We start from the raw sequence: 23,884 nt of genomic DNA, 5'->3' as shown, positions 1-23,884 counted from the left end.
CCTAAGTTTATTGATTTAGATTAATACAATATCATACATTTGTTGAGCATAGCTGAATTCTGCTTGCAGCTTAATGGGTTTCGAGATAATAATTTCAAGTTCTCCTAACCCAAATGATTCATCATTTTGCAAGGCATCAACAACTGCGCTTGATGCCACTATTAGAAAACCATTACTTTGGTAAGTACAGGCTTCTCGTTTAATTTCTCTAAAAATTTCATAACAAATCGTTTGTACAGTTTTAATCCTACCTTTGCCTTGACACATTGGACAAGGTTCACATAAAAACTGAACGAGGCTTTCTTGAGTACGTTTACGCGTCATTTCGACAAGTCCCAATTCAGACAAACCAGAAAAAGTTGTTCGTGCGTAGTCTAACTCTAGCACTTTAGCCAATGCATCTAAAACCTGTTCTTTATGCTCGTCATCTAACATGTCAATGAAATCAATAATGATGATTCCACCTAAATTACGTAATCTCAATTGTCTACCAATGACGCGTACCGCTTCTAAGTTGGTTTTGAAAATAGTTTCTTCTAGATTCACCATTCCAACGTATGCTCCTGTATTGACATCAATAGTTGTCATTGCTTCCGTTTGGTCAATGATAATGTAACCACCTGATTTTAAAGGTACTTTTCGATCTAATGCTCGCGCTAGTTCTTCTTCGACGCCATACATATCAAAGATAGGATTATCAGAACGATAAAGTTCAAGTTTTTCACGTACGCCAGGTACAAATTTGTCGCTAAATCGGCACAGCTCGCTATACATATCAATATTATCGATTCGAATACGCTCTACCTTATCATTAGCAAAGTCACGAAGCGTTCGCATCACTAAGCTTAAATCTTCATATACCACACCTGCCTTTGTTACCGTGCTTGCAGAATCAACAACACCTTGCCATAGATTTTGTAAGAAAATAATGTCTTTTCTTAACTCTTTAGAAGACAACCCCTCTGCTACAGTGCGAATAATAAAACCACGTGGATATTCATAGCCAAGCGCCTCTTTCATCACTTGTTGCAAACGCTCTCGTTCTTCTTCTGATTCAATACGAAGTGAAATCCCAATATGATCTAAATCCGGCATGTGGACAAGATAGCGTGAGGCTAGAGATAAATGTGCACTTAAACGTGCACCTTTGGTACCTAATGGATCCTTTAATACTTGGACTAAAATGCTTTGACCTTCTCTTAGCCAGTGGCGTACATCCGCCTCCTTACTATTTAAATCGATTCCAGCACTTTCATCTGAAGCAATTGGCATTACATCTGAAACATGTAGAAAACCTGCGCGCTCCAAGCCAATATCGACAAAAGCAGCTTGCATACCTGGTAACACACGTGTAATTTTACCTTTATATATATTACCAACTATGCCACGTTGATTCTCACGCTCTATATGTACTTCTTGCAAAACCCCATTCTCAATCACAGCCACACGCTTCTCATGTGCTGCTATATTCATTAATATTTCTGCTTTTACCATAACAGCTCACCATTTAAGATATCTTTATCCGCGCTTATTTTACTTAATTTCATCCATAGCTGTAGCGTTTTTTCAACAATTTTAAGATACCTTAATATTCCACTACAGTGCTACCAAGCTTTATGTTATATTTGCGACCAATGTCGTTACCTTACGTTTTATATTCATGACTGAACAATTGGATACTAATGAGTTTGATAAAACCAAGCTACTATGGAAAAAATATAGAACATCTGTTGTTACCATTATCTGTTTGGTCTTAATTGTCATTGTTAGTTGGCAATATTGGCAAAAAAGACAGCTGCAAAATGATGTTGAAGCAATTGAGCTTTATCAAAAAATGATGTTGATTTCTGAAAACGTTACTGGCAATAGTGATATTATAATCAACCAAGCACAAAATATTATTAATCTTTATCCTAAATCTATTTACTCAGATTTTGCGCGTTTAGAAATTGCAAGGCAATCTGTACTTAAAGATGATTTAGCGCAAGCAGTAGCAAGTTTACAGGAAATTGCAAACAATTCGATTAACCCAAACGTTCAAGCAATTGCAAAACTACGACTTGCACGTATTCAAATGGCTCAAAACCAAATAAATGACGCAATCACAACGCTCAATAGCATTAAACTTACGGGTTTTTCTTTATCCAAAGCCATGCTATTAGGTGATGCTTATTTTGCTAATAAAGATTATTCAGCAGCACAAACGCAATGGGAACTTGCACTCAAAGAGACACAAAAACCTGAGCTTACTGATATTAACAACCTACTGCAAATAAAAATTGATAACCTTGCTGCACTTAAGTAACGTTTAATTTAGGAATATACATGAAAAAAGCTAAAAGAATTTTTATCGCTTCTCTATTAATCACCCTTCTTGGCAGTACGCTCACTGGTTGTGGTAACAAGAGTAACGATATTCCGCCTAAACCACTTGTTGAGTTTAAACCTAACGTTGAAGTCAATTATGTTTGGGATAGGAGTATTGGTAATGGCAACGGTGGTCAAGTTGATTTAACATTAACGCCTGTAAGCTTTAATAATATTATATACACCACAAGCTTTGATGGTTACATGAGTGCTGTAAATGCTCAAACAGGCAAACTTTTATGGTCAACGAATACTGATCTTAAACTCAGCTCAGCTGCTAATGTCAGTGGTCAATACGTCGTGGCTGGCAGCTTGTGTGGCACAATTATTGCACTTGATCGTAACACAGGTAAAATCTTGTGGAAAAATGTCCTGCCAAGTAGCCTTTTTTCCAAACCCACAATTGTTGATAACGTTATTTATGTTCAGACACATGATGGTAGCCTCTCTGCTTATGCAATCAGTGATGGGCAGCAGTTATGGACACAAAGCACCCCTATCCCAGATGTCATGCTCATTGGCAACAGCTCTCCTATTCTTTATCAAGATTTAGTCATAGCAGGAACATCATCAGGTAGCTTATGGGGGCTTAAAGCTGACAGTGGAGAAAAACAATGGGATAACCCTATTGCACTTCCTCAATCTGGTTCCCCTGCTCAGCAAATGGTTGACATCACCGCCACTCCGATTATTGACAACGACAAACTTTATGTTGCTACTTTCCAAGGCAACTTAATTAGCTTTAATACTAAACTTGGTAGTATGAACTGGCAAAAAAAAGCCTCCATTTATCGTAATCTTGTCTTAAATAACGAAGCATTGTTTGCTGTTGATAGCAAAGGAAATATCACAGCTTATAACACTAAAACGGGTGACACACTCTGGCAAGCAATAGAATTAGAAGGTAGAAAACCCTCTGCGCCTTTATATATAGATGGTTTTATTGTTGTTGGTGACTATGAAGGCTACATTCATATACTTAATGCCAAAACAGGGAAATATCTCAATCGTGTTCAAGTTGGTGGGGATGGCATAAATGCTCAACCAATTGCAGTTGGCAAAACAATAGTCGTTCAAACTAATAATGGCACACTTGCAGCCATTGACCTTTAAAGTAAAAAGATGAATCAAACAACAAGTAAGGCTGCTGCTTTTATCACTCCATCACTCTTTATTTTGGTATTGATGATTTCAGTAGGTCCTTTTGGTGATACCATTTATGCACCTTCATTACCAAGTATTGCTGAAGCCTTCAACACTCCCTATCATAATGTTCAATTGACGATTACTTTTTATCTTTTAGGTTATTCTATCAGTCAAATCCTATATGGTCCGTTTTCAGATCGTTTTGGTCGTAAGCCAATTATGATTATTGGTTCTGTCATTTTCCTTATTGGTTCTACAATTTGTCTGATGAGCCCTAATATTGTGATTTTGATTTTTGCTCGTTTTTTACAAGGGTTTGGTGCATGTGCTGGGGCTGTTATTTCTAGCGCTGCCGTAAGAGATGCTTTTTTGCAAAAAGATCAAGGTAAAGTGTTTGCCAAGATGAATACTGCCTTTGCAATTGCACCAGGTGCTGGTGCAATCGTTGGAACCTTTGTGCCTTGGCAATTTAACTTTATTGTTTTATTTGTGCTGTCAATTATTTTGCTTATTTTTGTTATCTGGTTATTTCCAGAAACTTTAAAGCAAAAAAATTATGGTGCTACACGACCATACAAATTTGTCATTAATTATTGGAGCTTATATCGTACACGCGGCTATTTTGTCTATTTATGTATTTTAGGTTTAAATATTGGGATGGTTTATAGCTGTTTGGTTGAGGCACCTGGCATTGTAATTAACATTTTGCACTTATCTTTGCCATAAAATGAGTCAAAATGGCATTTTACTTGTTGGCATGTTAATTAGTCTTTGTGGCGCATTATTGCTGTTAATTTTTATGCTATTTGACATAGTACATTTATATAGTTTACTAATTCCCGTTATTATTCTTTTCACTGGTATTGCCTTTGTCATACCGATTGCTACTGCTAAAGCCTTGGCACCTTTTACCATAACTGCAGGTTCAGCATCCGCAATGATGGGTTTTTTTCAAATGGGAACTGCTTCATTAATCACTGCAATTATAACGATATTGCCATTAAGTGATACGCTCTCAATGCCAATCAGTTTTACCATATTATCAGTTTTGAGTATTATTATTCTTATTGCTTATACTCATCGCAAATTCCCTCGCCATCAAACCCAATAAAATGCTTCGCAATTGGAATAGCACATGCTAAATAATAGCATTATACTTTTAACCACTTCAACTTTAAGGGTGTGACAAAAAATTATTCAAATCGAATTATATTTAATTTTTTATAAAAAAGAGGTGGAAAAATAGGATGATTGAAATTCAAAATCTAAAAAAAGAATACCTAACCAAGCATGCTCGTCATGTTGCCCTTAAAGGAATCAATCTTAAAATCCAAGATGGTCAAGTATTTGGCATTATTGGTAAAAGCGGCGCTGGTAAAAGTACACTTATTCGATGTATTAATTTGCTCGAAGCTCCAAGCGAAGGTCATATTTTGATTAATGGTGAAGATATTACCAAGCTTTCAAATGAGAAGCTAAGAAAAGCACGTCAAAAAATTGGTATGATCTTTCAACATTTTAACTTATTGTCTTCACGGACGGTTTATGACAATATTTCTTTTCCACTTGAATTGCAACATGTTAGCAAGGACAAAATTCACACCAAAGTAAATGAATTATTAACACTAGTTGGTTTAGATCAAAAAGCACGTAGTTATCCAGATGAGTTAAGTGGTGGTCAAAAACAACGTGTTGCTATTGCACGCGCTTTAGCGTCAGAACCAGTTGCGCTTTTATGTGATGAGGCGACTTCAGCGCTTGATCCTGAAACAACAGATCAAATTCTAACGCTGCTCAAAAGGCTAAATAAAGAGCTTAACCTTACTATCATTTTAATCACGCATGAAATGGACGTTATCCGTAAAATTTGTGATCAGGTAGCAATTATTGATGAAGGTGAAATTCAAGAAACTGGAACCGTTACAGAGCTTTTTTTAAGCCCCAAAACCGCTATTGCCAAAAGCTTTACTGAAAATAGCATGCACTTGAAATTACCTGAAGAAATTCAAAGCAAACTTTACAATGACCCTTATCAGGCTGAACACTTATCTCCTGTTATCAAAATGACTTTTCTAGGAGACAGTATTACTACACCTGTGATTGCTGAGCTAAATAGCAAATTTAAAGTCTCTTGTAACATTATTCAGGCCAACATCGAACGTATTCAAGCTCAATCAGTTGGGATCACTATTTGCCATATGTTAGGTGAGAAAGATAACTGGGAAAAGGCATTAGGCTTTTTGCATCAACAACAAATCAAAATCGAGGTAATCGGTTATGCTACAATCAATGCTTTCTAGTTTGGCACTTGCAACTTGGCAAACCATTTATATGGTATTTATTGCCACTGCTATTGCAATAATTGGCGGTTTAATATTGGGTGTGCTTCTGTATTTATCACACAACAAACAAAACTTAAGCATCCGTTTGTTTAACCAAGTGATTGGTTTTATTGTGAATATCACGCGTTCCATCCCATATATTATTTTATTGATATTGCTTTACCCAATAACAAAAATAATCGTTGGCACGACAATTGGCACAACTGCATCAATTGTGCCTTTAGCCATAGCAGCGCTACCATTTTATGCACGTTTAACCGAGTCAGCCATCTCAGAGGTAGATAAAGGTCTTATCGAAGCAGCCAATGCTATGGGAGCCACTAAACTGCAAATCATTTTTAAAGTTTTATTACCTGAAGCCAAAACGCTATTAGTAGATTCAGCTACCTTAACTACTATTGGTCTTATTGGTTATTCTGCAATGGCTGGGATCGTTGGTGGTGGTGGACTTGGTGACCTTACCTATTTCCAAGGTTATAACAATGGCAATTATTTCTTGTTATATGGTGGTGTCATCTTACTCATTGTTTTAGTGCAATTATGTCAATCTTATGGTAATTACTTAACAAATACGAAAAAACTTACCAGTATGTGGGTACTTGCTGGCATCTTAGTGTTAGCTTCAATTGCACAAATTGGCTATAACGCTTATCAGGACACACAAAATAAAAATATAATTACTGTTGGTTATGCACAATCATCTGAGCAGCAAAAGGTCATGGAAATGGCACAACAAGTAGCCAAAAATGAATATGGTTTAAATGTTAAACTTGTTTCATTTGGCGACTATAATCTTCCTAATCGTGCCTTAAATAATGGTGATATTGATGCTAATGTATTTCAACATATCCCATTTTTAGAAAACCAAATAAAAGAGTTTGGCTATAAGCTGACTGAAATTGGAAAAACCTTTATTTATCCTATGGGCGTCTTTTCAATTAAGATCAACTCACTGAAAGAAGTCCCTATGGGGGCTAAAGTAGCCATCCCAAATGATCCAACTAACAGAGGTCGTGCTTTAATGATACTTGCTGATGCAGGACTCATACAACTTAAACCTGGAGCAAGTTGGAAAGCAACGCTAAGCGATATCACTGATAATCCTTATAAACTGCAAATTATTCCATTACAAGCCGACCAAATACCAAATAACTTAAGTAGTGTAACCCTTGCAGTGATTAACAATGATTTTTTACCCAAAGCAAATTTAACGCTAAAACAAGCCCTTTTTGTTGAGTCTAAAGATTCGCCTTTTGCTAATATTATTGTCATTCGTGACAATAATAAAAATAATCCTCTATTAAGGAAATTTATCCAAGCCTACCAATCTCCCCAGGTCAAAAAATTAGCTGAAAAACTTTATCCAGATGATGCTGCGATTCCTGCTTGGTAAACGTCATCAGTTCAACATTTTCATTGCTTTATTCAGTCCTTTTATCAAGGCATCTACATCTTCTTGAGTATTATAAATACCAAATGAAGCACGCACCGTAGAAGGCACATTAAAGCGTTGTAATAACGGCTGTGCGCAATGATGTCCTGTGCGTACACATATCCCAGACAAATCTAACAAAGTCCCTAAATCATTAGCGTGAAAGCCATCAATGACAAATGTAATGACAGCTGCCTTGTGTTCACTTTCACCTAAAATTCGCAAACCTGGAATGGTTTTTAAAGATTTTGTTGCATATTGTAATAATGCTTGTTCATGTGCAGAAATATTATCCATTCCAACGCCTTGCACATATTCTATTGCTTTTGACAAACCAATCACACCAATAATATCAGGTGTCCCTGCTTCAAACTTATAGGGAGGATCAGCAAAAGTCGTTTGCTGCATCGTAACAAGTTTAATCATATCTCCCCCACCTTGATAAGGTGACATAAGCCAATGCCATTTTTCTTTAGCATAGAGTACTCCTACCCCTGTTGTACCATAAAGCTTATGAGATGAGAAAGCGAAAAAGTCACAATCTAAATCACGTACATCGACTTTTTGATGAACAATCGATTGTGCACCATCAACCATAATAGCAATATCAGGATAGTTTTGACGAATTTGTTGAATAATCTCTTTAATTGGATTTATCGTACCGAGCACATTTGAACAATGTGTTAAAGAAATAAGTTTGGTTTTAGCTTTTAAAAGTGAAGGTAAAGCCGACAAATCAAGCTCGCCTTTATCTGTCACAGGAATATATTTAATCACTAACGGCTTGTGTTTACTCATTAATTGCCAGGGTACGATATTGGCATGGTGCTCCATTTCGGTGATGAGAATTTCGTCACCAACTTCAAAATAATCATCTAATAGTGAGCTTGCCACCAGGTTAATCGACTCGGTTGTGCCTTTTGTAAAAATAATCTCCTCAAGCTTTTCTGCATTGAGAAAGTTCTGTACGACCTTGCGCGTACCTTCATATTTTTCAGTGGCTTGATCACTAAGATAATACACACCACGATGAACATTCGCATAGTCATTGGTATAACTTTCTTTAACGGCATCAATCACTACATTTGGTTTTTGCGCTGATGCGCCTGTATCTAAAAAAACAACTGGCTTGCCATGAACCATTTGTTTTAAAAAGGGGAAATCGCGACGAATGTTTTGAATGTCTAACATAAAAATTCACATCATTCTTAAGTCTTATCTATTAAGATATTGTAATCAAAAAAAATGTTGCTCTAAACAATTATTTTTAATTAACTTATTTCAACATTACTTACCCCGTTTATATCTTAATACATGCAGCTTTTCTGTCGTTGGTGACTTCATGAAGTTTAGGCTTCTCTTTAACACAAATCTCATCTGCTAATGGGCAACGTGTACGAAACACACATCCTGATGGTGGATTAATAGGCGAAGGCAAGTCACCTTCCAAAATTTGAATTTGTTTATTTCGTTCTAACGCTGGATCTGGTAAGGGTACAGCTGACAATAATGCTTTCGTATAAGGATGTTGAGGAGAATCACATAAAGACTTAGATTCACCAACTTCCATTACATTACCTAAATACATCACCATAATTCGATCGGAAATATGCTTTACCACACTTAAGTTGTGGGCAATGAATAAAATTGTCAACCCAAGCGTTTGTTGTAACTCTTTTAATAGGTTTACCACTTGTGCTTGAATTGAAACATCTAAAGCACTTACAGGCTCATCACAAACCAAGATAGAAGGCTTTAAAATCAAGGCACGAGCAATACCCACACGCTGGCATTGACCACCTGAAAACTGATGAGAATAACGGTTAATATGTTTGGGAGACAAACCTACCATCCGCATCATCTGCTCAACACGTTCACGCCTTTGTGATACTGACAAATGTGGTTCATGCACTTTTAGGGGTTCCGCAATAATATTACCAATAGTAATACGCGGATTAAGTGAAGCAAAAGGGTCTTGGAAGATCATTTGAATTTCTTTACGTACGGGTTGCCAAGATTTTTTACTTTTTAATGCAGTTAAGTCTTTGCCTGCCCACACGACTTTACCTTCTGTAGCCCCCACTAAACCTACAACAGCACGAATTAAGGTTGATTTACCACAACCAGACTCACCAACAATACCCAATGTTTCACCTTTTTTAACCTCAAATGATACACCATCAACTGCTTTAACAAATCTTGTCTGTTGCCAAGGCCAAGTTTTTTTAAGTGGAAAATATACTTTTAAATTTTCAATCGTCAATAATGCTTCTGCAGTGCTCATCTATACTGTCTCCAATCGTTGTTGTGTATAAAAACATGCAACTAAATGTGTATTTTCCTTGTCTAAATTTTTCAAAGTAGGTTTTTGCATCGCACACGTTGTCAATGTAAATGCACATCTTGGTGCAAACGCACAGCCCCGTGGTAAATTAGATAAATCAGGTGGTTCCCCGGGAATGGCTTGTAAACGTGTACTTGGGATATCAACGCGAGGCGTTGCAGCCATTAAGCCTTTAGTATAAGGATGATGACTATATATAAATAAATCATCTACAGCTGACGACTCAACAGCTGAACCACCATACATCACCATCACCCGATCACAAGCACCTGCAACTACACCAATATCATGAGTAATCAAAATCGTTGCCATTTTAAATTCATTTTGCAATTCTTTTAATAGCTTTAAAATTTGTGCTTGAACAGTTACATCTAACGCAGTTGTTGGCTCATCTGCGATTAACAGTTTAGGTCGACACATTAAAGCCATTGCAATCATCACACGTTGTCGCATCCCACCTGAAAATTCATGTGGGTATAACTTAATACGATTCTTGGCATCTGGAATATGTACTGCATCTAACATTTCAATCGCCTTTCTTCTAGCTTCCGCTTTCGAGCAATTGCGATGGGTAATCAGGGTTTCACTTAATTGATTTTCAACTGTAAGATAAGGGTTTAACGAGGTCATTGGATCTTGGAAAATCATGGATATTTTATCCCCACGAACCTTATTTAATGCCGCTATTGGCATTCCAATTAGCTCTTCTTTATCAAACTTAACCGACCCTGAAATCACTGCATTTGAAGCTGATAACCCCATTAATGCCAAAACGGTTTGGCTTTTACCTGAACCTGATTCTCCTACGATTCCTAAAGTTTCGCCTTGGTTTAAGCTAAAGCTAATTTTGTTAACTGCACTAACGAGTCCATCGTTGGTTTTAAATTTTACTTCTAAATCTTTTGCGACTAATAGTGACATATTTCTTTCCTCCTAACGATGTTCACGTGGATCAAGTGCATCTCTTAAACCATTACCGACAAAATTAAAACATAACAAGGTCGTAGTTAAGAAAATTGAAGGAATAATAAGTAGCCACCAATAATTGAAAGCAATGACCTGTACACCATCACTGATAAGTCCACCCCAATCTGTCATTGGTGGTTGGACGCCTAACCCCAAAAAACTTAAAAATGCGGCTACCATAATCACAACAGGTACAGTTAATGTAATATACACAGCAATAATACCAATTAGATTTCTAACAATATGACGGGTAATGATAGTGTGCTCTTTTACGCCACACACATAAGCTGCTTCAATAAATTCTTTGCTCTTTAAACTTAAGGTTTGTCCACGCACAACACGTGCCATATCCAACCAACTTACCGCACCAATGGCAATAAACACCAACACAAAATTGCGCCCCAAAAGTGTGACCAATAAGATTGCAAAGAACATAAATGGTAAGCCATAAAGCACATCGACAATACGCATTAAAATATTATCAATTTTATTTCCAAAAAATCCCGCTGTAGCGCCTATTAATGTACCAATAATCACACTAACGAGGGTTGCCACCAAACCAATTTGCAAGGTCACACGTCCGCCAACCATTACTCTGGTAAATACATCACGTCCCAAACTATCCGTACCAAACCAATGCTTAGAACTTGGTGCTTGATAAACCTCTGTTAGGTTTTGATGAGCATAGGTATAAGGTGAAAACCAAGGTAATACAATCACTGCTAACACGATTAATCCTAATATCATAAGACTAATCATCGCTATTTTATTCTTTCTAAAACGCTCCCAAGCGTCATAATAAAGGCTCCTACCCTTAAACGATTGCTCATGTGAAGTATTAGCGACCTCTTCTAAGAAATTTGCATTTTTCTTTTTTTGTTCAACTGTGAAACTTTTTGCCATGATCGCTTCTCCCTAATAACGAATTTTTGGATCTAAAAAGGCATATATAATATCAACAATTAAGTTAAATAAAATCACCAATAAGCTATAAATAATCGTTAAGGTCAAGACAAGATTATAATCACGGTTTATTGCACCTTGTACCACTTGAACGCCAATACCAGGAATTGTGAAAACAGTTTCCACAACAACCGAACCTGTTAAGATCCCTGCAGCAGCTGGTCCTAAAAAAGATACCACGGGCATAAGTGAAGGCTTAAGCGCATGCCTCCAGACAATTCGTGGCATGGATAAACCCTTAGCTTTAGCAGTACGAATAAATGGAGAGCTCATGATTTCAATCAAGCTACTTCTTGTAATTTGGGTAATAATCGCAATATAAGGGATCGCCAATACGATCACAGGTAGAACCATATCGCTCCACGACCCCCAGCCTCCTGCCGGAAACAAACCTAGAATAACAGCAAATATAAGTACCGCTAAAGGCGCTGTTACTACGATAGGTGTTGAGATAAACGACATTGCAACCACACCGATAATGTGGTCTATAAAGTTAAATTTAGTATTACGTGTAAGCGCTGAGAAAGCACCAAAAATCACACCCAAAATACTTGCCAAAATAATACTAAACATACCCAACTGTACTGACACCCAAAAACCACCTTGAGCACCTGCTGGAAAAACAAGCTGATTAATTGATTGGCCTTGATACTTATAGGAATACCCCAAATTACCATGAATCAAATCATTTAAATAATATAAAAACTGTTTCCAAAGCGGTAAATCTAAACGATATTGATGATGAAGTTGTTTTAACACTTCTGGAGGCAGTGCACGCTCTGTTGCAAACGGATCTCCAGGGGTCATATGCACCATTAAAAAGCTAATTAATACCACCACAAATAAGGTGGGAATGGCGCCACCTAAACGTCTCACTATATAACCAAACATTTAATTTTCCCTCTTTCATCTTATTTTATGTGCGCATAAACTGCTTACCAGTATGGTAAACTATTTTAGTTTTACATCGTATTTTCGCTTACAAAAAAACAAATTAAAAATATCATATTTTTATATTACTTATGATTGATATTTAAATGAAAACCACTTGTCATAAACATGATCAAGGTGATTCGTTTGCATATTGTAATTTTGAACGTATGGTTTGACCAAGTGAATAACTGGGTGGACAAAAAGTGGCGCAACTGGATAATCATTCTGTACGATATTTAAGGCTTTTGTATAATAAGAAACTACATCATCTACTATTAATTGCTTTCGCCCTTCCAATATCAAATTATCATATTCAGGATTGCAATATGCTACATTATTTTGTGGATTATTACACGTCCACATTGAGGCGAAATTATCAATGGTATTAAAATCAGCCGCCCAGCCATCACGTGCAACACCATCATAATTATGAGTTTGACGAATTTTTAAAAATACTTTAAATTCCGAATTTACCAAGTTGACTTTCACACCTAAATTTTGTGTCCACATCTGCGCAATCGCTTCCATAACTTTCTTATTTTTTTCATCTGTGTTGTATTCAATTGATATACGAAGTGGGTTAATTTTTGAGTAGCCTGCCTTTGTGTATAGTTGTTTAGCCAATTCTAAGCGTTTTTCTTGACCCCAATCACTCCATGTATATTTGATATCTTTATAACGCCCCTCATCTATATCAGCAGGGAAAAAGCTGTAAGCTGCAATACTACCATCTCGTATTACTTGCTTAACCAATGCTTCGCGATCAATAGCAAGAGATAATGCTTCACGTAAATCCTTATTATCCTTAAACGGTGGTCTGGTTAAATTAAAATCAAGATATTCTAATGCTAACCAAGAAGTTGCTTTCAACTGATCACCATATTTTTTTTCTAGTGTATCTAAATTAACAGACGGGACATACATCAAATAATCTACTTGCCCAGAAGCATAAGCATTTAACGCTGACATACGCTCAACGATTGGTAGAAATTTAACGTTTTGAATATGAACATTTTTTGCATCCCAATAATAAGAATTTTTGGTGACTAAAACATATCCATTAGGTACCCACTCTTTTAGCTTATACGCACCATTGCTAATGAGTTTACCCGCTTGGAAAAAGCTCTGCCCATATTGGTCAACACCTTCCTTATAAACTGGATAACTAATAGGGTCGGCTACAATGCTAAGAAAATAATAAACTGGATAATCTAACTGTATTTGTATAGTATGTGCATCTAATGCTTTAACACCGAGACTTGAAACAGGCTTCTTGCCATCCATAATCGCTTGCGCATTTTGAATTGGTGCAAGTTTATACGCCATCTCAGATGCCATGTTAGGATCTACTGCTCGCTTAAATGCATAAACAAAATCCTCAGCCGTAATTGACTCCCCATTAGACCATTTAGCATCATCACGTAAATAAAAAGTGTAAGTCATACCATCTTTAGAAACTTCATAAGACTTCGCCACTCCAGGCACAGGGTTATTCGCTTGATCCTCAGACATCAAACCTTCACCAACGTCATACAAAATTGAAGCTGCTGCATTCGTTTGTACATGTATAGGATCTAATGATTCAGGTTCAAAAGCATTTCCACGCACCAATGTGTCTTTGTCTTTTAATGCAAATTCTGAATGACTTGTACTACTGTTATCATTACCACAACTAACCAGTAATGCACTAGATAGAATAAATGTCATTAACTTAATATGTTTCATATTTCTCTCCCCAAGAATTTTTCTTTATGTCACACTATATCACACTAAGTTAAAATTTTTTAATCTAGTTTTCACGGAAAAATAAGGAAAAAGTGTAAAATTCTTACTAGCTAAGATTCAAATGGTTTTTAAATACGAATATTTCGAAAGCTACAAAAACTAATAAGCAGTATTAAAAGCATAATAGTTGCAAACCCCATTGACCAAAACATATGCAGTGAAATGAAATATCCACCTAAAAATCCTGATACACCCCAGCCAAATCCTTTTGCTAAGGTATATAATACCCCAGAAATAAAGCCTTGATATGCAGAAGGTACCGCATTTGAAAATCCAACAACTAATAGTGAAAAAACTACCATATCACCAAATGCAACCATAAAGCTTACTGCGTAAATCCAAAACTTACTCAATTGCGGATAAAAAGTAATAAGCATAGCACCAAAGCTTCCTATAAGCATAGCGATCACAGCAATAATAAATAACATGTTATGATTTAAGAATCTTTGCAAAATAGGTAATAATACCAACGCTGATACCATTAATGATAAGCCAATAAAACTCACTAAATAACCAATATCACTGATTGAAAAACCTAAGCTTAATTTTGCTAATGGTTGAATAAATTGAAAATACATTCCCCAGGCAAGCTGATCTAGCAATAACAACCAAACCAAAACACCAACCTTTTTTTGTTTTAATAAATGCAACAAATCACATAAGACATTCTTTTGGTGTGTTACCCTTTGCTGCTGATAGTAATGCTCAGGATAATAACCAATTGCAACGATAAAAAACATCACTATTGCTAATAGGACCACAACGTAATATGGCGCCATATAGTTTGCATAATTAATCATCAATAAACTACCAACAGTGGGACCAATAACAAATGCTAATCCTGTAAAAAACTGCAAAAGACCAATCCAAATTAACTTTCTTTGACTTTGATATGCAGCACTAGAGACACTGGCAATCACCACAGGAAACATGCCATACAATGCGTGCCCCAAGATTGCCCCCGCCACAAATAAAGTGATCAGTTGCCAATGTTCTGCCAATATTGCAGTGATTGCCGTTATAATAAGTGCCACAGTTGAGATGGTCGCAATAGGTTTTCTACCCACATGATCTGAAATAACGCCCCACACAATATTTGCAACTAACCCTGCGATCTGTCCTCCTAGTAAAAAAATACCATAAATAATTGAGGCGTTATACTGATTAGCAAATGAACTACTAAAAGGAGATTTTGCGTCAAAGAATAATTGTACATAGCTAGGATTAATCAAAGCAAACATAAATTCTGTTGAGAAGATCAATAGGTAAGCCTGTAAAAAGAAGCGATATGAAACATTGGCAGATACCTGTCGCATAGGATCAAGTTCCTTAAAAATCGAGTATTATTCCAGGCTTGATATTAGACAAGACTACCATTGCAAAGTCAATTTAATTTTTAAAATTATGGCTTTTCAACTTCGGGTCTAGTCGGAATACGTCAGTAAACCTGTCATGGTTTTTTTAAAATAGCTCTCTATCCCTTATGTCATCTATCTTTGCGGGGATGCTGTTTAAATCTAGCACAAGCTCCCCATATTGTTTTAGATGATCAGTCATCGTGGCTTGTAACAAAATCCTGAGGGACGTTAATGATTAGGAAGAGCTGTGGGTTCGGTTTGTAGCGATTTTTTCAGTGTAAATATAAACAATAAGAATGTGGTTATGCTCAATAATGCATATGTAATAAACAAAGATACTAAATTGCTTTTATCGACCATAGATACTGGAATGCCCAATATAAAGACGATCAACATTCTAATAAAAGATAGCATTGATGATGATATTCCTGTTAAATTGAGCTTGTTGGTAACACACTTTTTATTCGCTATAGGCATTATTACACCGCTTCCAAAAATACAAACAAAACCACCAAAAGTTACTGAGAAAATACTTACAAAGTTGATAGAATGAAATAGCAGATAAATCATCGTTCCAACAAAAGTGGCACTTATACCAATAATTAATATTAAATTATCACTTATATGCTTTGTTATAATTCCGCAAGAATAAGTCCCTAAAAAGAATGCTATTGCGATGAATATATACATAAAACCATTTTCAGAAACATTTAAATTTAGTACGCCTTGAAATAAGAAAGGAGTAATCATAAGATATGCCATACCATAAAAAAAAGCTAAAGATGAGATTAATGCATAACTCATAAATTGTTTATCAACGAATAAAGAAATAAAATTTTTCGTCAAAAATTTATAACTCTTAGGTTTAACTCTACCTTTCTGCATATCATTAATAATTAAAAATTTAACACATATATATGATAGAACTGAACAAACTATTAAAAAAAATAAAACTGGATTGCCAACCTAAATAACTGTGTAAGTACCCACCTAATATTGGAGCAATAGCTAAAGCAGTGGTTGCAGCCATAGATAAATATGACAAGATTTTAGTTAATTTGTAATCTTGAAAATAATCAGCAGCTAATGCTCTAGTAATAACTGGTACAAAGCCTATTCCTATACCCACAACAAGTCTACTTGTCCAAAACAGAATCCCATTATACGCAACTAGAGTTACTACATTTCCGATTAAGCAAAGAAAAAGTCCAAACATTAGTATTATTTTTTTTCCATATTTTTCGGCGAAAAACCCATAAAATGGTGCAGATATTCCGCAGCCAAGTAAGCAGGCAGTGATAGAACCAGTAATCATAGATTGATTAGATGATAAATCTTTAACTATTTCAGGTAGTGATGGAATATAAATGTCACGTGAAAAAAGACTTAATAAAGTAATTATTAAAAATACGCAAAGCATTCTGGTATAAGTCATTTTCTAGATAGACCTCATGCTTTTTCTTCAGACATAATATTATCCCATTCATATTCCCATAAATAATCACCAAATTCAGCTTTATAGAATTTACGCTTCGTAAACCCTCCTCGTTTCATTAATAACTCCCTGTGTCATAAAGTTGTATTATAACTTTAACAAACTGTCAACTAGTATTTTTTGATTTTGTTACGTTCAATTTTTGCAGAGTCCTTTCAAGGTTTGCTGATAAAGCAAAGACCTTAGCTTCCCAAAACTGGGAATAAAAGTATTAAACCGCTTGCTGCCATTTGAATGGCAATAGCTGCCAATATTAATCCCATTATCCTTGATATAACCGCCATTGTTTCATCTCCTATATGGCTTGCAAATTTAGGTGTAAATTTCAAAAGCAGCCAAAAAAATACAGAAATAATCAAGCATATGACACTCGCATAGATAAATTGTGTAATCGTAAACTCATTAGCGTGGCTAATAATCACGACCATCGATCCTGGTCCTGCAATGACAGGTGTTGCCATTGGTACCACTGCAATAGACGGATATTTTAGTTGTTTTGTTTTCTCTTTATCATGCGTATGACTATGACCTTTAATCATCGACAAAGCGATTCTCAAAATAATCAAGCTTCCTGCAAACTCAAAGGCACCTATACTGATCCCAAAAAAATTTAATATTGGCCAGCCAATCCATAATGCAATCATTAATATGCTAAATATAGCAATAGCACAAGTTTTAGCGGTTTTATTGCATTCTTCTGTATTTCTATTTTCAATTAATGCACTATAAATCGCCAAGTTACCAATTGGATTCATAATAACAATAAGGGCAACCGCAAAGCTTAATAACATCTATTTTCTCCTATTTGGGAATCTAAGAAAAATTTGCAATATGCTGATTGAGGTGTTATTTTTTTGTTGATTTATTTGTGAAACATTTAAAAGAAAAAGCACCTCACCTTACTCAGTGATAACTAAAGACTCATTAAAAGCAAAAAAGCCCTCAAGTACAATTTGGTGTAAAATATCTTCACATTCTTCATTGTAATAATGAGCGAGTTTATCAAGTGCTTGTTGATAGTATTCTACAGATCGCGCAAGGTTGTTAATTTCAAATTTTTCCATAAGGTCAAGGTAAACTTGCAAACGAATAAGTGCCTCGTCTGCTGACGCCGTTGTAAAGAACACAGGAGCACCTTCATCCTCTACTTCACCCGCTATAATTGACACTGCATATAAGCTTGATTTATCACTTTGATTAATAATTTGAAAATCAACAGTTAAATTCCAATCCAAAAGATCACCAAGCTGATCTGCCATATCATCAATCGCACGCATTTTCTCGCGTATACTTTGATTTAAGTTATAATAACTTTCTATATTTTCAGATACTTCAAACATATTTTTCCTTTCTATTCATCGAATCTTTTAACATGGTTGTGACACCCCAAAGTATACAGTGCCTTCCAGCTAGAACTCCTCTAAGCATGATTTCGCTGCAACATTTTTATAGATTATATTCACGCTTTCAATAAATGTCTCTAATTCATTATCAACAATATTAATGTGCCCCATTTTACGCCCAGCTCTTAGTTCCTTGCCATAGCTTTTAACATAAACGTTTTCTGGTAATTGGCACTTAGGTACATTCTCTCCAATAAGGTTAATCATCATAATGTGTCGCGCATTCACTTTGACTTGGACAATCTCTTCTTTAGTAATTGCCAACATGTGATTTCTAAATTGACTGATGTTCGCACCATCTATAGACCAATGCCCTGAGTTATGTACACGTGGAGCAATTTCATTGGCATATAATGTATTACCTTTAACAAAAAATTCCATCGCAAAAGTCCCGACATAATTAAAATGGCGAATAAATCTTTTAACAACTTCTTGAGCAACCATACTTAATTCACTTGCATCAGTTAAAACATGTGTTTCACGTAAGATTCCTTCTCTATGCTCATTGCGCACTAAAGGATAAAACACGATATTGCTAAATTGATCACAACTTGCAACTTGTGACACCTCAAAGTCAAAATTAACAAAACTCTCTGCAATTAGGTCATATTGCCCTAAAGCATCCCATGCTTGTTGTAAATCAGCAGCCGCTTTAATGACAAACTGCCCTTTTCCATCGTAACCAAAACGACGTTTCTTTAATACAAAAGGAAAGCCCAACAGATCCTTTGCTAGCAACAAATCTTCTTTTGAGTTTACTTCGATAAAATTGTTCGTTTCAATCTCTAATTCGGTAAATAGCTTCTTCTCTGCTAAACGATCTTGTGCTACCTTTAAGGCTCCAATTGCAGGATAAACTTGCGTTTCCTGTGCTACGGCTTTCAGTAATTCAACCGAAATATTTTCAATTTCATAGGTCACCACGTCATAGCTTTTAAGCTTATTTTGCCACATTACAATTTCATGAGCATTACTGTGCCCATTTTGATTAATTTCAGGTAAAGGGTATGCATCAATTTTAAAAGCTAAATCCTTCACACTTTCAATCAGCATTTGCGCTAACTGACCATTTCCAACTATCGCTATTTTCATTATTTTTCCGCTTTTTTATTCTTATGCTTTTGTTTGCATTTTATTTGCAATCACTTAATTAAATAGTATATGTCGCAAGGTAAAACTTTCTTATGTTACTAAAGTATTTGATCTCTTTTACTCATAACTTACTCACAAATCAACCGAAAATAAAATGTCTTTTAGCTTATCCTCTTCCATGACCAATACGTTTAGCGCTTGTGCCTTAGCAAGCTTTGAGCCTGCTTTTTCACCTGCAATCACAATATCGGTTTTTGCTGAAACATTACCAATACATTTAGCTCCTAAGCTCTCTAATTTCAGCTTTAGCTGATCACGAGAAAAATTACTAAAACTTCCAGTAATAACCACAGTTTTACCATAAAAAGGATTATCTTTTATTGCTTCTAGATTATTGCTTATAAGTTTTTCAGGATTGATAATGACTATGCCGTTAGCTAACAACGCATCAATCATCTTCTGGTTATAATCATCATACCAAAACTGAACCACACTCTTAGCCATGACCTCACCGACATCATGAATACTTTTAAATTCCTCAAGATCAGCTTTTTTAATTTCCTCCAATGATCCGAAGTGATTCGCAAGCGCCTTAGCACTTACCTCACCAATATCTTTAATGCCAAGTGCATAAATAAAACGGTGGAGTTGAACTGTTTTACTTTTTTCTATTGCCTCAAGCAGGTTTAATGAAGACTTACGCCCCATTCGCTGTAATTGCATCAACGCTGGTAGAGTTAGCTGATATAAATCACTTGGTAAACTAATTAAACATTTATCAACCAATTGATCAACGATTTTATCTCCCAGTCCATCGATATCCATGGCTTTACGAGAAGCAAAATGTTTAATTCGCTCTTTTCGCTGTGCTTGACAGTGCCAGCCACCTGTGCAACGAGCAATTGCCTGATCTTCGATCGTTTCTATTTTAGAGTAACAGACAGGACAATTTTTTGGCATCACAATTGCTATTAACGCATTTTGGCGATACTCTGGCAATGATCTTACTACTTCGGGGATGACATCACCTGCACGGCGTACAATAACCCTATCATGAATATGAATATCTTTACGTTTGATTTCACCCATATTATGTAGAGTTGCATTAGAAACAATTACCCCACCAACAGCAACAGGCTTTAACCTTGCTACAGGGGTAATTGCACCTGTTCTACCTACTTGAAAATCCACTGTTATAATTTCAGATTCCACTTCTTGGGCTGGGAATTTATGCGCTAACGCCCAGCGTGGTGCTTTAGCAATAAAACCTACTTTATTTTGTAAACTCAAAAGGTTCAGCTTATATACTAAACCATCAATATCATATGGTAAATCTGCGCGCTTATGACTCATATAAGCATAATAATCCATAAGTCCTTTTTCACCTGTGACAACTTTCACTTCATTTGTTAATTGAAACCCCCAATCCTTTAACTGTTGCATGAGCTCCAATTGCGTCTTAGGTAATTCAAAATCTAAGTATATGCCAATGCCATAAGCATACATTTTAAGCTTACGCTTAGCTGCAATACGAGAATCTAGCTGTCGAATACTACCTGATGCGGCATTTCTAGGATTAGCAAAAAGTTTGTCGCCTTTTTTTTGTGCCACTTCATTCAAAGCAAGAAAATCTGCTTTATTGATAATAATTTCCCCCCTTACTTCTAACTCAAGTGGAAGATCCTCACCATGCAGCTGCAAAGGAACATTACGAATTGTTTTGACATTTTCAGTGATTTTTTCACCTTCCACACCATCACCACGTGTTACGGCATAGTCTAGTAAGCCATTTTTATAAAAAATACTGATTGCTAAGCCATCAAGCTTTGGTTCACACTCAAAATCAAGATGAGTTTCATTTGTTAATTCACTTAAACGCTTATAAAAGCTCTTAACATCCTGTTCATCAAAACCATTTGATAATGATAACATTGGTACTTTATGCGCAATCACTTCAAAGTAGGGCAAGGGTTTACTCCCTACTCGTTGTGTTGGTGAGTATGAAATATCAAGCTCTTTTTTATGGATATTTTCAAACTCTACCAAAGTTTGATATTTTTTATCATAAACTTCATCACTAACGATAGGATTATCTAATGTGTGATATGCGTAGTCATAATAGTTAATTTCATCGCAAAGTGCTTGATACTGAGCTTGAATATGTTTTTGATTTTTGGTCACTAAATCCATAGAAAGATAGGCTAAAATGGAGTAACAACATCATACTAGAAAGTACATAGAATTGGAAAGTTTTTACCTAAGTTATCAGTCTCTTATTGGCAAACAAAAAAGTCAGGATTGAGCAGGCTTGTGATTGTTGTTTAGACATTTGATAGACTTTGAATATTGAATAATATAACGTCCTATTAAAATCTTAGGACTGTTTAACTTCCATTATTAACTCAATAATTTTGGCAGCTGAGATTCCAACTTCTGCTAGAAGTTCTTTTTTATCGCCATGATTTTGATAGTAATCTGGAAGACCAATATTACGAACTTTTAAGTTCGTCATTAAATCATGTGTCACTAAGTATTCATTAACTGCAGATCCTGCTCCACCCATCACCACATTTTCCTCTAGTGTGAGTAACAAACTATGTTGGCTAGCTAATTGCTCAATCATTTTTTCATCTATAGGTTTAACAAAACGCATATCGATAACTGTTGCATTAACTACTTCAGCTACCTCTAATGCAATAGGCAATAAAGTACCAAAGTTCAAAATTGCAACCACTTGACCTTGTCTTAGTAATTTGGCTTGACCTAATTTAAGGTCAAGCTCTGGTGTAATCCCTTTACCCACAACAGCTCCTCTTGGGTAGCGTACCATTGCTGGTCCTTTATGCTCATAACCTAAGCTTAGCATATGATAACATTCATTTTCATCGCTTGGTGTCATAATAACTGTATTGGGAATACAGCGCATAAAGCTTAAATCAAAACTTCCTGCATGTGTTGCACCATCTGGACCAACTAAACCTGCCCGATCGACAGCATAAAGCACATCCAAATTTTGAATGCTAACATCATGAATAACTTGATCATAAGCACGTTGCAAGAAAGTAGAATATATAGCCACCACTGGCTTAAAGCCCTCACAAGCCAATCCTGCAGCAAAGGTTATCGCATGCTGCTCAGCAATGGCAACGTCATAATAGCGATTAGGATATTCTTTGGAAAAACGCACTAAATCAGAACCTTCACGCATAGCGGGTGTAATACCAACAAGTTGACCACTCTTAGCTGCCATATCACATATCCAATTACCAAAAATATTAGAATATGTGGGCTTTGTAGCAACCTTAGCGGATTGTTCTACTTTTTGCTGTGAATTAAATTTAGGATTAACATGATGAAAAGCAATCGGGTCTTCTTCCGCCTTATCATAGCCTTTGCCTTTTTGGGTTAACACATGTAATAACTTAGGACCTTGATGATGTTTAAGGGTTTTTAAAGCTTCAACCAAACCATCTATATCATGCCCATTTATTGGCCCTACATAATAGAAATTAAGTGCTTCAAATAAATTTGCAGGAACAAACATGCCTTTAGCTTGCGTTTCTATACGCTTTGCAATTTTAAACGCGCCAGGCAATTTCTTGAGTATTCTTTTACCTGTTTCACGAAAATTGTTATAAGCAGAACCTGATAGTAATTTAGTCAAATGTGCAGTTAAGGCCCCCACGTTTTCAGAAATTGACATTTCATTATCGTTCAGTACCACCAATATATCGGCGTGCATACCACCTGCATGATTAAGTGCTTCAAACGCCATTCCTGCAGTGAGCGCCCCATCACCAATGACCGCAACAGATTTATAGTTCACACCTTTTAATTTATTGGCTTCAGCCATACCAAGAGCAGCTCCAATTGAAGTGCTAGAATGCCCAACACCAAAACTATCGTATTGACTTTCTGATCGCTTAGGAAATCCTGATAAACCACCTGACTTTTTAATAGTGATAAGTTCATCCGCACGCCCAGTCAAAATCTTATGGACATAGGTTTGATGTCCCACATCCCAAACCAAGCGGTCATTCGGTGTACCATAGACATAGTGTAATGCAATAGTAAGTTCCAAAGCACCTAAACTGCTGGCAAAATGCCCACCTGATACATCTAAAGTTTCAACAAGGAACATGCGTATTTCAGTTGCCAAAACAGATAACTGGCTAATAGACAATCTACGCACATCATGCGGTGAATTGATTTTTGAAAGGAGTGGATAATTAACACGATTGGTTTTTGACATAGTACC

The 23,884-nt window shown here is 36.0% G+C and carries 21 protein-coding genes; 6 read left to right on the top strand and 15 right to left on the bottom strand.

Going from position 1 to position 23,884, the window contains the following annotated elements; all coding sequences use genetic code 11:
* Positions 1 to 15: 15 nt before the first annotated feature.
* On the bottom strand, positions 16 to 1,494 hold the full coding sequence (gene rng, locus M1V25_RS03675; protein ID WP_239986729.1) for a ribonuclease G: 1,479 nt from the start codon (positions 1,492 to 1,494) through the stop codon (positions 16 to 18).
* Positions 1,495 to 1,660: 166 nt separating this feature from the next.
* Here rng and M1V25_RS03670 point away from each other — a divergent pair, with 166 nt between their 5' ends.
* From M1V25_RS03670 to M1V25_RS03645, 6 genes are all read left to right on the top strand, one after another.
* Positions 1,661 to 2,305, top strand: coding sequence for a YfgM family protein (locus M1V25_RS03670; protein ID WP_498842470.1), 645 nt, complete (start codon positions 1,661 to 1,663; stop codon positions 2,303 to 2,305).
* A 20-nt stretch (positions 2,306 to 2,325) separates the two neighbouring features.
* Positions 2,326 to 3,480, top strand: a complete 1,155-nt coding sequence (bamB, locus tag M1V25_RS03665) for an outer membrane protein assembly factor BamB (RefSeq protein ID WP_498842469.1) — start codon at positions 2,326 to 2,328, stop codon at positions 3,478 to 3,480.
* A 9-nt stretch (positions 3,481 to 3,489) separates the two neighbouring features.
* Positions 3,490 to 4,239, top strand: a complete 750-nt coding sequence (locus M1V25_RS03660) for an MFS transporter (RefSeq protein ID WP_498842468.1) — start codon at positions 3,490 to 3,492, stop codon at positions 4,237 to 4,239.
* 1 nt (position 4,240) lies between these two features.
* On the top strand, positions 4,241 to 4,624 hold the full coding sequence (locus M1V25_RS03655) for a hypothetical protein (protein WP_498842467.1): 384 nt from the start codon (positions 4,241 to 4,243) through the stop codon (positions 4,622 to 4,624).
* 136 nt (positions 4,625 to 4,760) lie between these two features.
* Positions 4,761 to 5,813: a methionine ABC transporter ATP-binding protein gene (locus tag M1V25_RS03650; protein WP_116963497.1), complete on the top strand. Its 1,053-nt coding sequence runs from the start codon at positions 4,761 to 4,763 to the stop codon at positions 5,811 to 5,813.
* Positions 5,791 to 7,248, top strand: coding sequence for a MetQ/NlpA family ABC transporter substrate-binding protein (locus M1V25_RS03645; RefSeq protein WP_498842466.1), 1,458 nt, complete (start codon positions 5,791 to 5,793; stop codon positions 7,246 to 7,248). The genes M1V25_RS03650 and M1V25_RS03645 overlap by 23 nt, the downstream gene beginning before the upstream one ends.
* A gap of 6 nt (positions 7,249 to 7,254) precedes the next feature.
* On the opposite strand, the gene M1V25_RS03640 is transcribed toward M1V25_RS03645, so the two are convergent.
* From M1V25_RS03640 to dxs, 14 genes are all read right to left on the bottom strand, one after another.
* Complete coding sequence (locus M1V25_RS03640) at positions 7,255 to 8,478, bottom strand: aminotransferase class V-fold PLP-dependent enzyme (protein WP_116963495.1); 1,224 nt, start codon at positions 8,476 to 8,478, stop codon at positions 7,255 to 7,257.
* A gap of 109 nt (positions 8,479 to 8,587) precedes the next feature.
* The gene (locus tag M1V25_RS03635; protein WP_116963494.1) at positions 8,588 to 9,571 is read right to left on the bottom strand and encodes an ABC transporter ATP-binding protein; all 984 of its coding nucleotides are present in this window, start codon (positions 9,569 to 9,571) and stop codon (positions 8,588 to 8,590) included.
* Positions 9,572 to 10,552 carry an ABC transporter ATP-binding protein gene (locus M1V25_RS03630; protein ID WP_498842465.1) on the bottom strand — a complete coding sequence of 327 codons (981 nt, stop codon included), beginning with the start codon at positions 10,550 to 10,552 and terminating at the stop codon, positions 9,572 to 9,574.
* 12 nt (positions 10,553 to 10,564) lie between these two features.
* Complete coding sequence (locus M1V25_RS03625) at positions 10,565 to 11,500, bottom strand: ABC transporter permease (protein WP_116963492.1); 936 nt, start codon at positions 11,498 to 11,500, stop codon at positions 10,565 to 10,567.
* 12 nt (positions 11,501 to 11,512) lie between these two features.
* Positions 11,513 to 12,451, bottom strand: coding sequence for an ABC transporter permease subunit (locus M1V25_RS03620; protein WP_116963491.1), 939 nt, complete (start codon positions 12,449 to 12,451; stop codon positions 11,513 to 11,515).
* Between the two features lie 129 nt (positions 12,452 to 12,580).
* Positions 12,581 to 14,218 (bottom strand): peptide ABC transporter substrate-binding protein, encoded by a 1,638-nt coding sequence (locus tag M1V25_RS03615; RefSeq protein ID WP_498842464.1) that lies wholly within the window; start codon positions 14,216 to 14,218, stop codon positions 12,581 to 12,583.
* A gap of 128 nt (positions 14,219 to 14,346) precedes the next feature.
* Positions 14,347 to 15,594, bottom strand: a complete 1,248-nt coding sequence (locus tag M1V25_RS03610; protein WP_116963489.1) for an MFS transporter — start codon at positions 15,592 to 15,594, stop codon at positions 14,347 to 14,349.
* 270 nt (positions 15,595 to 15,864) lie between these two features.
* Positions 15,865 to 16,521 carry an MFS transporter gene (locus tag M1V25_RS03605; protein WP_498842463.1) on the bottom strand — a complete coding sequence of 219 codons (657 nt, stop codon included), beginning with the start codon at positions 16,519 to 16,521 and terminating at the stop codon, positions 15,865 to 15,867.
* A gap of 19 nt (positions 16,522 to 16,540) precedes the next feature.
* On the bottom strand, positions 16,541 to 17,071 hold the full coding sequence (locus M1V25_RS03600; RefSeq protein ID WP_498842462.1) for an MFS transporter: 531 nt from the start codon (positions 17,069 to 17,071) through the stop codon (positions 16,541 to 16,543).
* A gap of 242 nt (positions 17,072 to 17,313) precedes the next feature.
* Positions 17,314 to 17,922: a MarC family protein gene (locus M1V25_RS03595; RefSeq protein WP_116963487.1), complete on the bottom strand. Its 609-nt coding sequence runs from the start codon at positions 17,920 to 17,922 to the stop codon at positions 17,314 to 17,316.
* A 108-nt stretch (positions 17,923 to 18,030) separates the two neighbouring features.
* Positions 18,031 to 18,471: a hypothetical protein gene (locus M1V25_RS03590; RefSeq protein WP_116963486.1), complete on the bottom strand. Its 441-nt coding sequence runs from the start codon at positions 18,469 to 18,471 to the stop codon at positions 18,031 to 18,033.
* Positions 18,472 to 18,540: 69 nt separating this feature from the next.
* Complete coding sequence (locus tag M1V25_RS03585) at positions 18,541 to 19,626, bottom strand: 5-(carboxyamino)imidazole ribonucleotide synthase (protein ID WP_116963485.1); 1,086 nt, start codon at positions 19,624 to 19,626, stop codon at positions 18,541 to 18,543.
* 132 nt (positions 19,627 to 19,758) lie between these two features.
* Complete coding sequence (ligA, locus tag M1V25_RS03580; RefSeq protein ID WP_498842461.1) at positions 19,759 to 21,816, bottom strand: NAD-dependent DNA ligase LigA; 2,058 nt, start codon at positions 21,814 to 21,816, stop codon at positions 19,759 to 19,761.
* Positions 21,817 to 22,000: 184 nt separating this feature from the next.
* Positions 22,001 to 23,878, bottom strand: coding sequence for a 1-deoxy-D-xylulose-5-phosphate synthase (dxs, locus tag M1V25_RS03575; protein ID WP_498842460.1), 1,878 nt, complete (start codon positions 23,876 to 23,878; stop codon positions 22,001 to 22,003).
* Positions 23,879 to 23,884: the final 6 nt, after the last annotated feature.

The organism is Candidatus Nebulibacter yamunensis (assembly GCF_024208055.1).
GTDB classification, from domain to species: Bacteria; Pseudomonadota; Gammaproteobacteria; order Francisellales; family Francisellaceae; genus Caedibacter; species Caedibacter lacustris.
This window is presented reverse-complemented; position numbering and strand designations above follow the sequence as displayed.

Bases quoted from the DNA above. Each gene is read 5' to 3' on its own strand.
- M1V25_RS03615 (WP_498842464.1), bottom strand. From the start codon at position 14,218: ATGAAACATATTAAGTTAATGACATTTATTCTATCTAGTGCATTACTG.
- M1V25_RS03630 (WP_498842465.1), bottom strand. From the start codon at position 10,552: ATGTCACTATTAGTCGCAAAAGATTTAGAAGTAAAATTTAAAACCAAC.
- M1V25_RS03670 (WP_498842470.1), top strand. From the start codon at position 1,661: ATGACTGAACAATTGGATACTAATGAGTTTGATAAAACCAAGCTACTA.
- M1V25_RS03655 (WP_498842467.1), top strand. From the start codon at position 4,241: ATGAGTCAAAATGGCATTTTACTTGTTGGCATGTTAATTAGTCTTTGT.
- rng (WP_239986729.1), bottom strand. From the start codon at position 1,494: ATGGTAAAAGCAGAAATATTAATGAATATAGCAGCACATGAGAAGCGT.
- M1V25_RS03645 (WP_498842466.1), top strand. From the start codon at position 5,791: ATGCTACAATCAATGCTTTCTAGTTTGGCACTTGCAACTTGGCAAACC.
- M1V25_RS03610 (WP_116963489.1), bottom strand. From the start codon at position 15,594: ATGCGACAGGTATCTGCCAATGTTTCATATCGCTTCTTTTTACAGGCT.
- M1V25_RS03635 (WP_116963494.1), bottom strand. From the start codon at position 9,571: ATGAGCACTGCAGAAGCATTATTGACGATTGAAAATTTAAAAGTATAT.
- M1V25_RS03650 (WP_116963497.1), top strand. From the start codon at position 4,761: ATGATTGAAATTCAAAATCTAAAAAAAGAATACCTAACCAAGCATGCT.
- M1V25_RS03605 (WP_498842463.1), bottom strand. From the start codon at position 16,521: ATGCAGAAAGGTAGAGTTAAACCTAAGAGTTATAAATTTTTGACGAAA.
- dxs (WP_498842460.1), bottom strand. From the start codon at position 23,878: ATGTCAAAAACCAATCGTGTTAATTATCCACTCCTTTCAAAAATCAAT.
- M1V25_RS03640 (WP_116963495.1), bottom strand. From the start codon at position 8,478: ATGTTAGACATTCAAAACATTCGTCGCGATTTCCCCTTTTTAAAACAA.
- M1V25_RS03585 (WP_116963485.1), bottom strand. From the start codon at position 19,626: ATGAAAATAGCGATAGTTGGAAATGGTCAGTTAGCGCAAATGCTGATT.
- M1V25_RS03625 (WP_116963492.1), bottom strand. From the start codon at position 11,500: ATGGCAAAAAGTTTCACAGTTGAACAAAAAAAGAAAAATGCAAATTTC.
- M1V25_RS03590 (WP_116963486.1), bottom strand. From the start codon at position 18,471: ATGTTTGAAGTATCTGAAAATATAGAAAGTTATTATAACTTAAATCAA.
- M1V25_RS03595 (WP_116963487.1), bottom strand. From the start codon at position 17,922: ATGTTATTAAGCTTTGCGGTTGCCCTTATTGTTATTATGAATCCAATT.
- ligA (WP_498842461.1), bottom strand. From the start codon at position 21,816: ATGGATTTAGTGACCAAAAATCAAAAACATATTCAAGCTCAGTATCAA.
- M1V25_RS03620 (WP_116963491.1), bottom strand. From the start codon at position 12,451: ATGTTTGGTTATATAGTGAGACGTTTAGGTGGCGCCATTCCCACCTTA.
- M1V25_RS03660 (WP_498842468.1), top strand. From the start codon at position 3,490: ATGAATCAAACAACAAGTAAGGCTGCTGCTTTTATCACTCCATCACTC.
- M1V25_RS03600 (WP_498842462.1), bottom strand. From the start codon at position 17,071: ATGACTTATACCAGAATGCTTTGCGTATTTTTAATAATTACTTTATTA.
- bamB (WP_498842469.1), top strand. From the start codon at position 2,326: ATGAAAAAAGCTAAAAGAATTTTTATCGCTTCTCTATTAATCACCCTT.